The sequence below is a fragment of the Pantoea cypripedii genome (assembly GCF_002095535.1).
Classification (GTDB): Bacteria; Pseudomonadota; Gammaproteobacteria; order Enterobacterales; family Enterobacteriaceae; genus Pantoea; species Pantoea cypripedii.
In genome coordinates this window covers 1,190,342-1,207,224 of sequence record NZ_MLJI01000001.1, presented here as the reverse complement: position 1 = coordinate 1,207,224, position 16,883 = coordinate 1,190,342, and the positions used below count along the sequence as shown (strand labels likewise).

Below are 16,883 nucleotides of genomic sequence, written 5' to 3'. Positions count from 1 at the left end.
CTCACAAAACCAGCAAAAACACAAAATCATTAGATGCCATCTAATAAAATCACCATTTCATTGAATGAAATTCAATTTTATTGCCATAGCAACATTCTTTTTATCAGCTAATCGTGAATTTGCTTGCATTACCACCATCAAATAGCGCATTTTCTTATACATCACGCAGCGATGCTGCCGGACAAACGGTGCAATAACATCCCCACAGGGTGAGATCAGGAGTCAGTTATGTGTTCGATTTTTGGTGTGCTGGATCTGAAAAGCGATCCAATTGAATTGCGCAAGAAAGCGCTGGAATGTTCCCGTCTGATGCGCCATCGCGGCCCGGACTGGTCAGGCGTTTACGCCGATGATAAAGCCATTCTGGCGCATGAGCGCCTGTCGATTGTTGACGTTAACAACGGTGCACAGCCGCTGTACAACGCCGACCACACCCACGTACTGGCCGTTAACGGTGAAATCTACAACCATCAGGCACTGCGTGCTGAACTGAGCGACCGCTACCAGTTCCAGACCGGTTCTGACTGTGAAGTGATCCTGGCGCTGTATCAGGAAAAAGGCGTTGATTTCCTTGACGATCTTGAAGGCATGTTCGCCTTCATTCTGTGGGACAGCGTGAAGCAGCAATATCTGATTGGCCGCGACCATATCGGCATCATCCCGTTGTATATGGGCAATGATGAACACGGCAACCTTTACGTTGCTTCAGAAATGAAAGCGCTGGTGCCAGTGTGCCGTTCCATCAAAGAATTCCCGCCGGGAAGCTACCTCTCCAGCACTGATGGTGAAATCCGTCGTTACTGGCAGCGTGACTGGATGGACTACAAAAGCGTTGAGCACAACGAGACGGATGCCGCTGGCCTGAAAGCCGCGCTGGAAGAATCCGTAAAAAGCCACCTGATGTCAGACGTGCCTTATGGCGTGCTGCTGTCTGGCGGCCTTGATTCCTCCATCATTTCTGCTGTGACCAAACGCTTTGCAGCAAAACGCGTTGAAGATCACGACAAGAGCGACGCCTGGTGGCCGCAGCTGCACTCATTTGCCGTCGGCCTGGAAGGATCGCCGGATCTGAAAGCCGCCAAATCTGTTGCTGATCATCTCGGCACAGTGCACCACGAAATTCATTTCACCGTGCAGGAAGGTCTGGATGCCATCCGTGACGTGATTTACCACATCGAAACCTATGATGTGACCACCATCCGCGCTTCAACGCCGATGTATTTGATGTCGCGTAAAATCAAAGCGATGGGCATCAAGATGGTGCTGTCTGGCGAAGGTGCTGATGAAGTGTTTGGTGGCTATCTCTACTTCCATAAAGCGCCGAACGCCAAAGAGTTCCACGAAGAAAACGTGCGTAAGCTGCTGGCCCTGCATATGTATGACTGCGCCCGTGCCAACAAAGCGATGTCTGCCTGGGGTGTGGAAGCGCGTGTGCCGTTCCTCGACAAGAAATTCCTTGATGTCGCCATGCGCATCAACCCGGAAGATAAAATGTGCGGCAGCAACGGCAAGATGGAAAAACACATCCTGCGTGAATGCTTCTCCTCTTATCTGCCGGAAAGCGTCGCCTGGCGTCAGAAAGAGCAGTTCTCTGACGGCGTGGGTTACAGCTGGATCGATACGCTGAAAGAAGTGGCGGCAAAACAGGTTAGCGAGCAGCAACTGGCAACGGCGCACTTCCGCTTCCCTTACAACACGCCGAACTCGAAAGAAGCGTATTTGTATCGCGAGATCTTTGAAGAGTTATTCCCGCTGCCGAGCGCGGCCGAATGCGTACCGGGTGGCCCGTCAGTGGCCTGTTCTTCCGCGAAAGCGATTGAATGGGATGAAGCGTTCAAATCAATGGACGATCCATCAGGTCGTGCGGTAGGCGTGCATCAGTCAGCCTATAAATAAGGTTTTTACCTGAGTGCAAAAGGGGTCTGAAAAGGCCCCTTTTTTTGTAATTGCGTTGTAAGCGATCGAAAATTGCCGAATAAATCATCAGCCTGGTTATAAGCCAGACAAACAGGCGCGTTAAGGCAAAAATCGGTAAAAAATTTGTTGACGCTACAAAGCTCAATACGCATAATGCGCCCCGCAACGCCGATGAAGGTAACGCGAAAAAAAGATGGCTACGTAGCTCAGCTGGTTAGAGCACAGCACTCATAATGCTGGGGTCACAGGTTCGATTCCCGTCGTAGCCACCATCTTTTTTGCGGGAGTGGCGAAATTGGTAGACGCACCAGATTTAGGTTCTGGCGCCGCAAGGTGTGCGAGTTCAAGTCTCGCCTCCCGCACCATTTCAGTCTTCGGCAGCCGGATGGGGTATCGCCAAGCGGTAAGGCACCGGTTTTTGATACCGGCATTCCCTGGTTCGAATCCAGGTACCCCAGCCAATCCGATGCACTCTCGTGGATACGAGTCGAATATTGGGATATCGCCAAGCGGTAAGGCACCGGTTTTTGATACCGGCATTCCCTGGTTCGAATCCAGGTATCCCAGCCATCGTCGGATGTGATGTAAAGCAGTACAATTTGGCTACGTAGCTCAGCTGGTTAGAGCACAGCACTCATAATGCTGGGGTCACAGGTTCGATTCCCGTCGTAGCCACCATATTATTGGGGTGTCGCCAAGCGGTAAGGCAGTGGATTCTGATTCCACCATTCCGGGGTTCGAATCCCTGCACCCCAGCCATACAAAAGACAATTTGAATTAACACCTATTGGGGTGTCGCCAAGCGGTAAGGCACCGGATTCTGATTCCGGCATTCCGGGGTTCGAATCCCTGCACCCCAGCCAAATTGCACAACAAAGCCCGCTTTTGCGGGCTTTGTTGTTTTTGTGTGTCTGCTACATAGCCAAAAAAACAGCGCGATGAATCGCGCCGTTACGAGTTCAGGTAATCACAGCCCCAGTGCGTATCTCAGCACCTGTCGCTTCAGCACACCCGCATGCTCCGCCGCGATCAGCCCCAAATTACGGGCAAAACGCAGTGGCGGTAATTTATTGCTGAAGGCGAAGTAGAACAAATCCATCCCGCCCTGCATCAGCAAATTGTCTTTACGGCGCTGGCGCTGATAGCGCTGCAACACCGCCAGAGATGACCACAATTCAGCCTGACTCCGCGCCTCCACCAGTGTATCCAGCAACGCTTCGACATCACGATAGCCAAGATTAACGCCCTGCCCGGCCAGCGGATTGATGGTATGCGCCGCATCCCCCACCAGCGCCAATCCAGCGGTGACATAGCGCGTGGCGTGGCGACGCACCAGCGGAAACGATGCGGCCGCTGTTACCTGAAATCGCCCGACGCGCGCCGGGAAGTGAGCATGAATTTCTTTCTCCAGCTGGGGCAACGGCATGCTCTGCAACTGACGAATGCGTGAGGGAGCGTCATACCACACCAGCGAGGCATGGCGGTCAAACAACGGCAGAAATGCACGCGGCCCCTCTGGCGTGAACTGCTGCCAGGTGGCGTCTCCCGCTTCATGCTCGCATTCCACGCTGATGAGCATGCAGGATTGCGCGTAATTCCAGCCATGCACACCAATACCGGCCAGCTGGCGTACACGCGAATTGGCACCATCAGCGCCCACCACCAGGCGGGCATCCAGCGTGGTGCCGTTATCCAGTTGGACATGCCAACCGCCGCTGTGCGGCAACAAATTTTCCAGCGTGGCCGGGGAGCACAACGTCCCCCCATCTTCCTGCATTTTTTCCCACAACGCGCGTTGCAGCACGCTGTTTTCCACCATATAACCCAGCTCGGGCAACCCGAGTGAGGCCGCATCGAAGGTGACGTGTGCTGTTTGCCACTCCCAGGTTTCCAGCTTGCGGTAAGGCGCACAACGCATTGCCTGTACGCGTGGCCAGACATTCAGTTGCTTAAGCAACGCCACCGAGGACGCGCCGATGGCCGAAACACGCACATCAGGTGCACGCGCAGCATCAAAAGGCGCGGGTTCGGCACGTTCGACAACCGCCACCCGAAACTTTTGCTGCGCCAGGCCGCAGGCTAGCGCCGCGCCGACCATACCGCCACCGATCACCACCACATCAAAATGTGAATCCTGCATTGTCTGTTATCCCTCTTCTTACCGCAGCCTTCATTCTGCGAAGTGTACCGGAAATTCACGTCACAAACAGAAAAGCCCTTACCCTTATACTGGTCACAACAGCAGCAAAGCATTACAATACGCGCCCAGCACTTACCTGCACTGAATTGAATGGCTAGTCCGATGACCAAAAAACTGCATATCAAAACCTGGGGCTGTCAGATGAATGAGTATGATTCATCGAAGATGGCTGACCTGCTGAACAGCACCCACGGCTACACCCTGACTGAGGAAGCCGAAGAGGCAGATATTCTGCTGCTCAACACCTGCTCGATCCGTGAGAAGGCGCAGGAGAAGGTTTTCCATCAGTTAGGACGCTGGAAAAAGCTGAAAGATCATAATCCCGACCTGATCATTGGCGTCGGTGGCTGCGTCGCTTCACAGGAAGGCGATCATATTCGCCAGCGTGCGCCTTGCGTTGATATCGTGTTTGGTCCGCAAACGCTGCACCGCCTGCCAGAAATGATTAACACGGTGCGAGGCAGCAAAAGCCCGATCGTTGACATCAGCTTCCCGGAAATCGAGAAATTTGACCGTCTGCCGGAACCCCGCGCAGAAGGCCCAACCGCGTTCGTTTCCATCATGGAAGGCTGCAACAAATACTGCACCTTCTGCGTGGTACCTTACACCCGTGGCGAAGAAGTCAGCCGTCCGAGTGACGATATCCTGCTGGAGATTGCACAGTTAGCGGCGCAAGGCGTACGCGAAGTTAACCTGCTGGGCCAGAACGTGAACGCCTATCGCGGCGCTACCTTTGACGGCGATATCTGCACCTTTGCCGAGCTGCTGCGTCTGGTAGCGGCCATCGATGGCATCGACCGCATCCGTTTTACCACCAGCCACCCGATTGAATTCACGGATGACATCATTGAGGTTTACCGTGATACGCCGGAGCTGGTCAGCTTCCTGCATCTGCCGGTACAGAGCGGCGCTGACCGCATCCTGACGCTGATGAAGCGTGCGCACACCGCGCTGGAATACAAGGCGATCATCCGTAAGCTGCGCGTTGCGCGTCCGGATATTGAGATCAGTTCTGACTTCATCATCGGATTCCCGGGGGAAACCCAGCAGGATTTCGAGCAGACCATGAAACTGATTGGCGATGTCAATTTCGACATGAGCTTCAGCTTTATCTACTCTGCTCGCCCTGGCACGCCAGCGGCTGACCTGCCAGACGACGTGTCGGAAGACGAGAAGAAACAGCGCCTCTATATCCTGCAGGACCGTATTAACCAGCAGGCAATGGCGATCAGCCGCCGCATGCTCGGTAGCGTACAGCGCATCCTGGTGGAAGGCACCTCACGTAAAAACGTGATGGAGCTGTCTGGCCGTACCGCCAACAACCGCGTGGTGAACTTCGAAGGTTCTGTCGCGATGATTGGTAAGTTTGTTGACGTCGAAATCGTGGATGTCTACACCAACTCGCTGCGTGGCAAAGTGGTCCGTACCGAAGACGAGATGGGTCTGCGTGTGGTGGAAAGCCCGGCTTCGGTCATTGCGCGCACGCGTAAAGAAAACGAAATCGGCGTGGGTCTTTTCCAGCCTTGAAACCCCGACCTTTGAGCGACAGCGCACAAAACGCTGTCGCCTGTTTCCCCAGGCAGCACTTGCATTCTGACGGTGCTGCCCAAATATCTCCCCTGATGCTTGCGCCCAGGCGTTACCCCATAAATAATTCCGTAATGATGCGCATGGCCTGCTGCTGCGCGCCGGATACATTTTTTCAACTGGCCCTGAGTGACCCAAAGGATTCATTTGAATATCGAAACTCGTGAAATCGCCCTTGAACCGGTAGACAACCGCCGCCTGCTTAGCCTGTGCGGTCCGTTTGATGACAATGTGAAACAGCTGGAACGGCGTCTGGGGATCGAAATCAACCGCCGTGATAACCAGTTTAAACTGGTTGGCCGCACCCTGTGCGTCAACGCAGCGGCAGATATTCTGCGCACGCTGTATGTCGATACGGCACCGGTGCGTGGCCAGATTCAGGATATCGAGCCAGAGCAAATCCATTTAGCGATTAAAGAAAGCCGCGTACTGGAACAAACCGCCGAAAGCGTACCGGAGTTCGGTAAAGCGGTGAATATCAAGACCAAGCGTGGTGTGATTAAACCCCGCACGCCGAACCAGGCACAGTACATCGCCAATATTCTCGATCACGACATCACCTTCGGTATCGGCCCGGCGGGTACCGGTAAAACTTATCTGGCGGTGGCCGCGGCAGTTGATGCGCTGGAACGCCAGGAAATTCGCCGTATTCTGCTGACGCGTCCGGCGGTTGAAGCCGGGGAGAAACTCGGCTTCCTGCCAGGTGATCTCAGCCAGAAAGTCGATCCTTATCTGCGTCCATTGTACGACGCGCTGTTCGAGATGCTCGGATTTGAACGGGTTGAAAAGCTGATGGAGCGCAACGTGATTGAAGTTGCCCCTCTGGCCTATATGCGTGGTCGTACACTGAATGATGCGTTCATCATCCTTGATGAAAGCCAGAACACCACCATTGAACAGATGAAGATGTTCCTGACGCGTATTGGTTTCAACTCAAAAGCGGTGATAACCGGTGACGTTACACAGATTGACCTGCCGCGTCACACCAAGTCTGGCCTGCGCCATGCGATTGAAGTGTTGTCGGAAGTGGATGAGTTAAGCTTTAACTTCTTCCACAGCGAAGACGTGGTACGCCATCCGGTTGTGGCCCGCATTGTTATCGCCTATGAAGCCTGGGAAGAAGCAGACCAGAAACGCCGTGATAAACAGGCAGAGGAGCGCAAACGTGAAGCGCTCGCCGCCACCCAACCCAGCCCGCAGGAGCCTTCATGAGCGCGGTAATTCTTGATTTACAACTGGCCTGTGCCGAAAGCCTGGGATTGCCCGAAGAAGCCGCTTTTCAGCGCTGGCTGGAAGCGGCAGTCACCCCTTTTCAGCCGGAGAGCGAAGTCACCATTCGTCTGGTTGATGAAGCGGAAAGCCATGAACTGAACCTGACATATCGCGGTAAAGACAAGCCCACTAACGTGCTGTCTTTTCCTTTCGAAGCCCCACCGGGCATCGAACTGCCGCTGCTTGGCGACCTGATTATTTGCCGTCAGGTGGTGGAAGCGGAAGCCGCAGAGCAAGGGAAAACTGTAGAAGCCCACTGGGCGCACATGGTGGTCCACGGTACGCTGCATCTGCTGGGCTATGACCATATCGAAGATGACGAAGCCGAAGAAATGGAAGCACTGGAGACCGAGATAATGCTTGCCCTTGGTTATCCGGACCCGTACATTTCGGAGAAAGAAGACGCCTGAGCCACTGGCTCAGGTATTTACGCTGCTGGCGCGGATGCCGGCAGTTTCCTTCCCTCACCAGAGAGAACTTAATAAAAACGCCATGAGCGACGACCATTCTCAAAACAGCGATGCACCCAGTAGTAAAAAGGGATTTTTTTCCCTGTTAATCAACCAACTGTTCCACGGCGAACCTAAAAACCGTGACGAACTGCTGGGGCTAATCCGCGATTCTGAGCAAAAAGAACTGATCGACCAGGACACCCGCGACATGCTGGAAGGGGTGCTGGATATTGCCGAACAACGCGTGCGCGACATCATGATCCCGCGCTCCCAAATGATCACCCTGAAACGTAACCAGAGCCTTGAAGAGTGTCTGGCGGTGATCATTGAATCGGCCCATTCACGCTTCCCGGTGATCAGCGAAGATAAAGATCATGTTGAAGGCATTCTGATGGCTAAGGATTTACTGCCCTTTATGAGCAGTGCCTCAGAACCGTTCAGCATGGAGAAAGTACTGCGTACCGCCGTGGTGGTGCCAGAAAGTAAGCGTGTCGATCGCATGCTGAAAGAGTTCCGTTCACAGCGCTACCATATGGCGATTGTGATTGATGAGTTTGGCGGCGTGTCCGGTCTGGTGACCATTGAAGACATCCTCGAACTGATCGTCGGAGAAATTGAAGACGAATATGACGATGAAGAAGATCGCGATATCCGTCAGTTAAACCGCCACACCTATACGGTGCGTGCGCTGACGCCGATTGAAGACTTCAACGAGGTGTTCGGCACCGGTTTCAGCGATGACGAAGTGGATACCATTGGCGGTCTGGTGATGCAGGGATTCGGCCACCTTCCCGCGCGCGGTGAAAGCATTGAAATTGATGGTTACCAATTCAAGGTCGCCATGTCTGACAGCCGCCGTATCATCCAGGTGCATGTAAAAATTCCGGAAGACTCGCCGCTCCCCCAACTGGATGACGAATAACTTTATGGCTTTAGCCTCTCTTTACTCGCGGCAGCGGGTTCGCCTGTTGCTGGCGTTAATAACGGGTGCCATTGGCACCCTTTCCTTTTCCCCTTATGATTTCTGGCCCGCCGCCCTGATTTCGCTGTTCGGCCTGCAACTGCTGCTGCTGGATCGTCGCACTGCGCAGGCGTCAGCCATCGGTTTTGCCTGGGGTTTTGGCCTGTTCGGCAGCGGCATTAACTGGGTCTATGTCAGCATCGCCACCTTTGGTGGGATGCCCGGACCGGTTAACATCTTCCTGGTGGTGCTGCTGGCGGCATATTTGTCCCTCTATCCGATGCTGTTCGCCATTTTGCTTAATCGCCTGTGGCCACGTGCTACGCTGTGGCGTCTGGCAGTGGCAGCCCCGGCGTTGTGGCAAATCACCGAGTTCCTGCGTGGCTGGATCCTGACGGGGTTCCCGTGGTTGCAGTTCGGCTACAGCCAGATTGACGGTCCGCTGAAAGGACTGGCCCCGCTGGCGGGCGTGGAAACCATCACCTTCCTGTTGATGGTGATTACCGGTCTGCTGGTATATGCGCTGTATCACCGCAGCGTGAAAAGCCTGATTGCCGCCGTTCTGTTGTTACTGCTGCCGTGGCCGTTACGCATGTTGCAGTGGTATCAGCCACTGCCGGAGCGCAGCGTCGATGTCGCCATGGTGCAGGGCAATATTCCGCAATCGATGAAATGGGATCCGCAGCAATTGCTCAACACGCTGCGCATCTACACCTCGTACAGCCAGCCGTGGATGGGTAAAGCACCGATCATTATCTGGCCGGAATCAGCCATTACCGATTTGGAAAGCAACCAGCAACCCTTCCTGCATGCGCTGGATGAAGAACTGCGCGCGCGTGGCAGCTCACTGATCACCGGTATCGTCGATTCTCGTCTGGAAGGTGACAACCGCTACCACGATTACAACTCCGTGATTGTGCTGGGCGGCGAGCAGCCCTACAGCTACCAGAGCCAGAACCGTTATCAGAAGAATCACCTGGTGCCCTTTGGTGAGTTTGTACCGCTGGAAGAGTTGTTACGGCCACTGGCTCCGTTCTTTGATTTGCCGATGTCGTCATTCAGCCGCGGATCCTATATTCAGCCGCAATTGAAAGTGGCGGGCTACAACCTGACCAGCGCCATCTGCTATGAGATCGTGCTGGGAGAACAGGTACGCGCCAATTTCCGGCCGGACACCAATTTCCTGCTCACCGTGTCGAACGATGCCTGGTTTGGTCACTCCATCGGCCCGTGGCAGCATTTCCAGATGGCAAGAATGCGCGCGCTGGAGCTGGGCCGCCCGCTACTGCGTGATACCAACAATGGCGTTACCGCGGTGGTCAATGCCAACGGCGATGTCGAGAAGATGCTGCCGCAGTTCACCCGTGATGTGTTGTCAGCGAAAGTAACCCCCACCACGGGTGAGACACCTTACGCCAAAGCCGGCGTGTGGCCAGTGTGGGTGCTGACCCTGCTGGGTGTGGTGCTGGGTCTGATCCGCCGTCGTCGCTGATTCGCCATTCTCTTCCTGAGGCGAAGCTCACCCTTCGCCTTTTTTTATCGCATTTTTCCGCTCCCTTTCCCCCTGCTTTGCCGCATTCTCTGCTGGTTTCTTACACTCTTTAACTGCTTTGGCACGATCATTGCTATTTATTTCAGTGTTTTTCGTAAACATCAGCTTTTGTCAGCACATTGCAAAGGGTTACGCACCATAAAAAAGCGCCAATGCGCACTATTTTTGCGCATAGGGAAAATTTTGCCTCTTATTGGTGCGGCGCGGCTCGCAAAAAAGAAACTTGTCTGTTTCATTGTGTTAACAATTCGCTATGTTAATCCTGAACTGCGCGCCATTGTGTGCGGGGATAACCAGAAAAGCAGCAGGAAATACACACAACATCACAAATATGCGTAGTAAATGTGCTGCGCGATATCCATACGAAGGAGTTGGAACATGCAGATGCGCAAAGTGGCACTATCTCTTCTGCTGTTAGGTGCAGCAGTGGGAACGGCCCAGGCGGAAGATCTCGCTGGCACCCTGAAAAAGATTAACGACAGCGGCGTGATTGTCGTTGGGCACCGTGAATCATCAGTTCCCTTTTCTTATTACGATAATCAGCAAAAAGTTGTGGGCTATTCACAGGACTACTCCAATGCGATTGTTGCTGCGATTAAAGCCAAACTGAACAAACCTGATCTGCAGGTAAAAATGCTGCCGATCACCTCGCAAAACCGTATTCCGTTGCTGCAAAACGGCACATACGACTTTGAGTGTGGTTCTACCACCAATAACCTGGAGCGTCAGCAACAGGCGGCTTTCTCTGACACCATCTTTGTCATCGGCACCCGTCTGATGGTGAAAAAAGGCGGCCCGATCCATGATTTTCCCGATCTGAAAGGCAAAACCGTGGTTGTGACTTCAGGTACCACCTCTGAAGTTCTGCTGCATAAGCTGAATGACGAGAAAAAAATGGATATGCGCATCATCAGCGCCAAGGACCACGGTGATTCCTTCCGTACCCTGGAAACTGGTCGCGCTGTTGCCTTTATGATGGATGACGCGCTGCTGGCGGGCGAACGAGCCAAAGCGAAGAAACCGGGTGACTGGGAAATCCTTGGCACGCCGCAATCCAAAGAAGCTTACGGCTGTATGATGCGTAAAGAAGACCCGCAGTTCAAAACGCTGGTTGACGACACCATCGTAAAAGCCCAGACCTCAGGTGAAGCCGCTAAATGGTTTGATACCTGGTTTAAACAGCCGATCCCGCCGAAAAATCTGAACATGAACTTTGAACTGTCAGACGATATGAAAGCGCTGTTCAAATCACCGAACGATAAAGCACTCTAACTAACAACGACAACAAGGGCAGCCCCGCTGCCCTCTCGATTGCTGAAAACGCGGTGCGGACAGACAGACTCTCTCAGGTCGTTCCCCTGTAAAGAGTAAACAAGACACCGTTCATCAATCTTCTGGGTAGCTGAAGCTCAGCTACCCTTTTTTTACCGGAGCTATTATGGGTATCGACTGGAACTGGGGCATCTTTTTACAACAGGCCCCGTTCGGCAATACGACCTATCTCGGCTGGCTGTGGTCCGGTTTTCAGGTGACTATTGCCGTCTCCTGCTGCGCCTGGATTATCGCTTTCTTCGTAGGTTCCTTCTTTGGCATTCTGCGTACCGCGCCTAATCGCTGGCTTTCCACCCTCGGCACCTGCTACGTGGAGTTATTTCGTAATATCCCACTGATTGTGCAGTTCTTCTTCTGGTATCTGGTGGCGCCAGAACTGGTGGGGCAGAGCCTCGGTATGTGGTTTAAATCGGAGCTGGATCCCAACATCCAATTCTTCTCTTCGTCGGTGATTTGCCTTGGGCTATTCACCGGCGCACGCGTGTCTGAACAGGTACGTGCCGCAATTCAGTCATTGCCGCGCGGGCAGAAAAATGCTGGTCTGGCGATGGGCCTGACCCTGCCGCAAACGTACCGCTATGTGTTGTTGCCGAACGCCTATCGCGTGATTGTGCCGCCGATGACGTCGGAGATGCTTAACCTGGTGAAAAACTCGGCCATCGCCTCCACCATCGGCCTGGTGGATATGGCTGCACAGGCCGGTAAGCTGCTGGATTACTCGGCACACGCCTATGAATCTTTCACCGCCATCACCCTGGCCTACATTGGTATCAACGTGGTGATCATGCTGCTCATGAGTCTGGTAGAACGTAAAGTGCGTCTGCCCGGCAATGTGGGAGGGAAATAATGTACGATTTTGACTGGAGTTCAATTCCTCCCAGCCTGCCCTTCCTGCTGGAAGGTATGGTGATTACGCTCAAAATCACCGTCACTGCCGTGGTGTTCGGCATCATCTGGGGCACCATTCTGGCGGTAATGCGCCTGTCCTCCTTCGCCCCAATCCGCTGGTTTGCCAAACTGTACGTGAACCTGTTCCGTTCCGTGCCGCTGGTCATGGTGCTGCTGTGGTTCTACCTGGTGGTACCGAGCTTTCTGCAGCAGGTGCTGGGATTGTCGCCGAAAACCGATATCCGTCTGATCTCGGCGATGGTGGCCTTTTCGCTGTTTGAAGCCGCGTACTATTCGGAGATTATCCGCGCCGGCATCATCAGTATCGCGCGCGGTCAGTCCAATGCCGCGCTGGCACTGGGTATGACCCACTGGCAATCGATGCAACTGGTGATCCTGCCGCAGGCGTTTCGTGCCATGGTGCCGCTGTTGCTCACTCAGGGGATTGTCCTGTTTCAGGATACCTCGCTGGTTTATGTCCTCAGCCTGGCTGATTTCTTCCGTACCGCTTCAACCATTGGTGAGCGTGACGGTACCCAGGTCGAAATGGTTTTGTTTGCGGGCCTGGTTTACTTTGTCATCAGCCTGAGCGCCTCGCTGTTGGTTAGCTATCTGAAAAGAAAAAGGACGGTTTAAATGATTAGCCTGAAAAATGTTTCTAAGTGGTACGGGCACTTTCAGGTGCTGACCGATTGCTCCACCGAAGTCAAAACCGGTGAAGTGGTGGTGGTGTGCGGTCCATCGGGTTCCGGTAAATCAACGCTGATCAAAACGGTAAATGGCCTGGAGCCGATTCAGCAGGGTAGCATTCAGGTTACGGGCATCGAAGTTAACGACAAAAAAACCAACCTCGCACAGTTACGCAGCAAGGTCGGGATGGTGTTCCAGCATTTCGAACTGTTCCCGCATCTGAGCATCGTTGACAACCTGACCCTGGCGCAGGTGAAAGTGCTGAAGCGTGACAAAAAGCTGGCGCGGGAAAAAGGCCTGAAACTGCTGGCGCGCGTGGGCTTATCTGCCCATGCGGATAAATTCCCTGGCCAGCTCTCTGGTGGTCAGCAGCAGCGTGTGGCGATTGCCCGTGCGCTGTGCATGGACCCGGTGGCGATGCTGTTCGATGAACCGACCTCCGCGCTTGACCCGGAAATGATCAACGAAGTGCTGGATGTGATGGTGGAACTGGCACAGGAAGGCATGACCATGATGGTGGTGACCCATGAAATGGGCTTTGCGCGCAAAGTGGCTAACCGCGTGATCTTTATGGATGAAGGCAAAATTGTTGAAGACACCAATAAGGACGATTTCTTCAACAATCCGCAGTCGGATCGCGCCAAAGACTTCCTCGCGAAGATCTTGCATTAAATAACCTGTAGCGGCGCGATTTATCGCGCAATCATGAGCGCAAAACATGGTATCGGGCAGCAATGCTGCCCGATGTTTTTTAGGGTTCAAACGGCTGGCGCTGGAAATGATCGTGCCCACATTCCGGGCAACGGGTTAAGGTTTCCGGGGTATAAATAGCGCGGGTAAACTGACACTTCTCACACACCAGGTTTCCCAGCCCCACGACTTCGCCGCTTTGATAGACACCGTGATGACGCAGATCCTGAAACACCTCGCGCCATTCCAGCTGACTCTTATCGGTGATATCCGCCAGCTCCTTCCAGATACTCTCGCGAATCACCCGCATAAACACCGAATCGCCCAGCACGCTGGAAGACTCTTCATAGCTAAGGGCAAATTCCTGCAAATCTCGCCTGACGGCATGTAACACTTCGTCGACCTGGTCCGAGGTTAAATCCTGCTGTGCCAGCAGCCGCAAACGCGCACTGGCGACCAGCGCATCAATATCACGTTCACCGCGTTCCAGCCGCTGGGTTAATGCCGCTACCGTTGCACGATATACCTGCGCCACGTTATTCATTTTGTTCTCCTTTCTGCTGCGAATGCTCTGATTAAGTTTAGTCACTTGCGAGTCAGGTCGCGGGGGAAATCGCAAAAGGGTGAATACGGCGGCGCATTCGGCAGAAATCGCCCAGGCAAAGGCGTGAAGTGTTGTTGAGGGGCTACCTTATGGGTATGCTATGCGGATCTAAAAGTACGCTAAGTGCGATATTCATTAAGGACCACAGGCAGCCATGCAAGAGCAATACCGCCCGGAAGAGATAGAATCCCGCGTCCAGCAGCACTGGGACGAAAATGAAACCTTTAAAGTGACCGAGCAGGAAGGCAAAGAGAAATACTACTGCCTCTCTATGCTACCCTATCCTTCCGGCCGCCTGCACATGGGCCATGTGCGTAACTACACCATCGGTGATGTGATTGCCCGCTACCAGCGTATGCTGGGTAAAAACGTGCTGCAGCCGATCGGCTGGGATGCGTTTGGTCTGCCTGCTGAAGGCGCAGCGGTAAAAAACAATACCGCTCCAGCTCCCTGGACTTACGACAACATTCAGTACATGAAAAACCAGCTTAAACTGCTGGGTTTTGGCTATGACTGGAGCCGTGAACTGGCGACCTGCCAGCCTGAATACTATCGCTGGGAACAATGGTTCTTCACCAAACTGTATGAAAAAGGTCTGGTTTACAAGAAGACCTCTGCGGTTAACTGGTGCCCGAATGACCTGACAGTGCTGGCGAACGAGCAGGTTATCGACGGCTGCTGCTGGCGTTGCGACACCAAAGTTGAGCGCAAAGAGATCCCGCAGTGGTTCGTAAAAATCACCGATTACGCCGAAGAACTGCTGAACGACCTCGACAAGCTGGAAGACTGGCCTGAGCAGGTTAAAACCATGCAGCGCAACTGGATTGGTCGCTCAGAAGGCGTGGAAATCACCTTTGACGTGGCCTTCAGCGCAGAAAAAGTCACGGTCTACACCACCCGTCCGGATACCTTCCTGGGTGCCACCTATGTTGCCGTCGCCGCAGGTCACCCGCTGGCACAGCAGGCCGCAGCGACCAATCCGGCGCTGTCTGACTTCATCGACGAATGCCGCAACACCAAAGTAGCCGAAGCCGATATGGCGACGATGGAGAAAAAAGGCATGGCCACCGGCCTGCACGTTATCCATCCGCTGACCGGCGAAGAGATCCCGGTATGGGTCGCCAACTTTGTGTTGATGGAATACGGCACCGGTGCGGTGATGGCGGTTCCGGGCCATGACCAGCGCGACTGGGAATTTGCCACTAAATACTCTCTGCCGATCAAACCAGTGATCCTGAACCTCGACGGCACCGAGCCAGATATCAGCGCCGCAGCGATGACCGAAAAAGGCGCGCTGTTCAACTCCGGCGACTACAACGGTCTCAGCCACGAAGCTGGCTTTAACGCGATCGCTGACGCACTGGCTGCCAAAGGCGTTGGCGTGCGTAAAGTGAACTACCGTCTGCGCGACTGGGGTGTCTCCCGTCAGCGTTACTGGGGCGCACCGATCCCGATGGTGACGCTGGAAGATGGCACCGTGATGCCAACGCCGGAAGATCAACTGCCGGTGATCCTGCCAGAAGACGTGGTGATGGACGGTATTACCAGCCCGATCAAAGCTGACCCGGAGTGGGCAAAAACCACCGTGAACGGCCAGCCTGCGCTGCGTGAAACCGATACCTTTGACACCTTTATGGAGTCCTCCTGGTACTACGCGCGCTATACCTGCGCTAACTACAATGAAGGCATGCTGGATCCGGCTGCAGCAAACTACTGGCTGCCGGTTGATCAGTATGTGGGTGGTATCGAACACGCCATCATGCACCTGATGTATTTCCGCTTCTATCATAAGCTGCTGCGTGATGCAGGCCTGGTAAATTCTGATGAGCCAGCCAAACGTCTGCTGTGTCAGGGCATGGTACTGGCGGATGCCTTCTACTACGTCGGCGCTAACGGCGAGCGTAACTGGGTGTCTCCGGTAGACGTCAGCGTAGAGCGTGACGAAAAAGGTCGTATCGTCAAAGCCATTGATAATCAGGGCCGCGAAGTGGTGTACGCGGGCATGAGCAAAATGTCGAAGTCAAAAAACAACGGCATCGACCCGCAGTTGATGGTAGAACGTTACGGTGCCGATACCGTTCGTCTGTTCATGATGTTTGCTTCCCCGGCGGAAATGACGCTGGAGTGGCAGGAATCAGGCGTGGAAGGGGCAAACCGCTTCCTGAAACGTGTGTGGAAACTGGCTTACGAGCACGTTGCAAAAGGCGCGACCACCGCGCTGGATGTCAACGCGCTGAACGATGATCAGAAAGCGCTGCGTCGCGATCTGCACAAAACCATCGCCAAAGTGGCGGATGATATTGGCCGTCGTCAGACCTTCAATACCGCGATTGCCGCGATTATGGAGCTGATGAACAAACTGATCCGCGCCCCGCAGGACAGCGACCAGGATCGCGCGCTGCTGCAGGAAGCGTTGATTGCCGTCACCCGTCTGCTGTATCCGTTCACTCCGCATACCTGCTACGTACTGTGGGAAGCGCTGGGCGGTGAAGGCAGTGTTGATGACGCCAGCTGGCCGCTTGCAGACGAAGCCGCTATGGTTGAAGATTCACTGCTGGTAGTGGTTCAGGTTAATGGCAAAGTGCGCGGCAAAATCACCGTTGCGCCCGATGCAACCCAGGAGCAGGTGCAGGCGCGTGCCGCGCAGGAGCATCTGGTGGCGAAATATCTGGAAGGCGTCACCATTCGTAAAGTGATTTATGTCCCCGGCAAACTGCTTAACCTGGTCGTAGGTTAAG

The 16,883-nt window shown here is 54.1% G+C and carries 13 protein-coding genes and 7 tRNA genes; 18 read left to right on the top strand and 2 right to left on the bottom strand.

Translation table 11 applies throughout. The features are described from left to right. The first annotated feature begins 228 nt into the window (after window positions 1–228). From asnB to HA50_RS05470, 8 genes are all read left to right on the top strand, one after another. Window positions 229–1,896, top strand: coding sequence for an asparagine synthase B (asnB, locus tag HA50_RS05505; protein WP_084873459.1), 1,668 nt, complete (start codon window positions 229–231; stop codon window positions 1,894–1,896). Window positions 1,897–2,112: 216 nt separating this feature from the next. After that, window positions 2,113–2,189 (top strand) — tRNA-Met (locus HA50_RS05500). A gap of 8 nt (window positions 2,190–2,197) precedes the next feature. Then, window positions 2,198–2,282: transfer RNA gene (locus HA50_RS05495), tRNA-Leu, on the top strand. A gap of 21 nt (window positions 2,283–2,303) precedes the next feature. Further along, window positions 2,304–2,378 (top strand) — tRNA-Gln (locus HA50_RS05490). Between the two features lie 34 nt (window positions 2,379–2,412). Then, window positions 2,413–2,487 (top strand) — tRNA-Gln (locus HA50_RS05485). A gap of 31 nt (window positions 2,488–2,518) precedes the next feature. Beyond that, window positions 2,519–2,595, top strand: a tRNA-Met gene (locus tag HA50_RS05480). Between the two features lie 6 nt (window positions 2,596–2,601). Further along, window positions 2,602–2,676: transfer RNA gene (locus tag HA50_RS05475), tRNA-Gln, on the top strand. A 29-nt stretch (window positions 2,677–2,705) separates the two neighbouring features. Next, window positions 2,706–2,780: transfer RNA gene (locus tag HA50_RS05470), tRNA-Gln, on the top strand. 104 nt (window positions 2,781–2,884) lie between these two features. On the opposite strand, the gene ubiF is transcribed toward HA50_RS05470, so the two are convergent. After that, window positions 2,885–4,057, bottom strand: coding sequence for a 3-demethoxyubiquinol 3-hydroxylase (ubiF, locus tag HA50_RS05465; protein ID WP_084873457.1), 1,173 nt, complete (start codon window positions 4,055–4,057; stop codon window positions 2,885–2,887). Between the two features lie 162 nt (window positions 4,058–4,219). Here ubiF and miaB point away from each other — a divergent pair, with 162 nt between their 5' ends. The 9 genes from miaB (at window position 4,220) to HA50_RS05420 (ending at window position 13,523) form a co-directional block, all read left to right on the top strand. After that, window positions 4,220–5,644 carry a tRNA (N6-isopentenyl adenosine(37)-C2)-methylthiotransferase MiaB gene (gene miaB, locus HA50_RS05460; protein WP_084873454.1) on the top strand — a complete coding sequence of 475 codons (1,425 nt, stop codon included), beginning with the start codon at window positions 4,220–4,222 and terminating at the stop codon, window positions 5,642–5,644. Between the two features lie 207 nt (window positions 5,645–5,851). Further along, the gene (locus HA50_RS05455) at window positions 5,852–6,916 is read left to right on the top strand and encodes a PhoH family protein (RefSeq protein ID WP_084873452.1); all 1,065 of its coding nucleotides are present in this window, start codon (window positions 5,852–5,854) and stop codon (window positions 6,914–6,916) included. Continuing rightward, window positions 6,913–7,386, top strand: coding sequence for an rRNA maturation RNase YbeY (gene ybeY / locus HA50_RS05450; protein WP_084873449.1), 474 nt, complete (start codon window positions 6,913–6,915; stop codon window positions 7,384–7,386). Before HA50_RS05455 ends, ybeY begins: the two co-directional genes overlap by 4 nt. Window positions 7,387–7,468: 82 nt before the next feature. Continuing rightward, complete coding sequence (gene corC / locus HA50_RS05445; protein WP_084873446.1) at window positions 7,469–8,350, top strand: CNNM family magnesium/cobalt transport protein CorC; 882 nt, start codon at window positions 7,469–7,471, stop codon at window positions 8,348–8,350. A 4-nt stretch (window positions 8,351–8,354) separates the two neighbouring features. Continuing rightward, window positions 8,355–9,881, top strand: a complete 1,527-nt coding sequence (lnt, locus tag HA50_RS05440) for an apolipoprotein N-acyltransferase (protein ID WP_084878360.1) — start codon at window positions 8,355–8,357, stop codon at window positions 9,879–9,881. Window positions 9,882–10,319: 438 nt separating this feature from the next. Next, window positions 10,320–11,213, top strand: coding sequence for an amino acid ABC transporter substrate-binding protein (locus HA50_RS05435; RefSeq protein WP_084873443.1), 894 nt, complete (start codon window positions 10,320–10,322; stop codon window positions 11,211–11,213). 166 nt (window positions 11,214–11,379) lie between these two features. Further along, window positions 11,380–12,120: an amino acid ABC transporter permease gene (locus HA50_RS05430; RefSeq protein ID WP_084873440.1), complete on the top strand. Its 741-nt coding sequence runs from the start codon at window positions 11,380–11,382 to the stop codon at window positions 12,118–12,120. Next, window positions 12,120–12,797, top strand: coding sequence for a glutamate/aspartate ABC transporter permease GltK (gltK, locus tag HA50_RS05425; RefSeq protein WP_084873437.1), 678 nt, complete (start codon window positions 12,120–12,122; stop codon window positions 12,795–12,797). Before HA50_RS05430 ends, gltK begins: the two co-directional genes overlap by 1 nt. After that, window positions 12,798–13,523 carry an amino acid ABC transporter ATP-binding protein gene (locus HA50_RS05420; RefSeq protein ID WP_084873434.1) on the top strand — a complete coding sequence of 242 codons (726 nt, stop codon included), beginning with the start codon at window positions 12,798–12,800 and terminating at the stop codon, window positions 13,521–13,523. 79 nt (window positions 13,524–13,602) lie between these two features. Here the strand turns inward: HA50_RS05420 and HA50_RS05415 are convergent, their stop codons facing one another. After that, entirely contained in the window at window positions 13,603–14,085 is a 483-nt protein-coding gene (locus HA50_RS05415) for a zinc ribbon-containing protein (RefSeq protein WP_084873431.1), read from the bottom strand. 214 nt (window positions 14,086–14,299) lie between these two features. Here HA50_RS05415 and leuS point away from each other — a divergent pair, with 214 nt between their 5' ends. Next, window positions 14,300–16,882: a leucine--tRNA ligase gene (gene leuS, locus HA50_RS05410; protein ID WP_084873428.1), complete on the top strand. Its 2,583-nt coding sequence runs from the start codon at window positions 14,300–14,302 to the stop codon at window positions 16,880–16,882. The last annotated feature ends 1 nt before the right edge of the window (window position 16,883 follow it).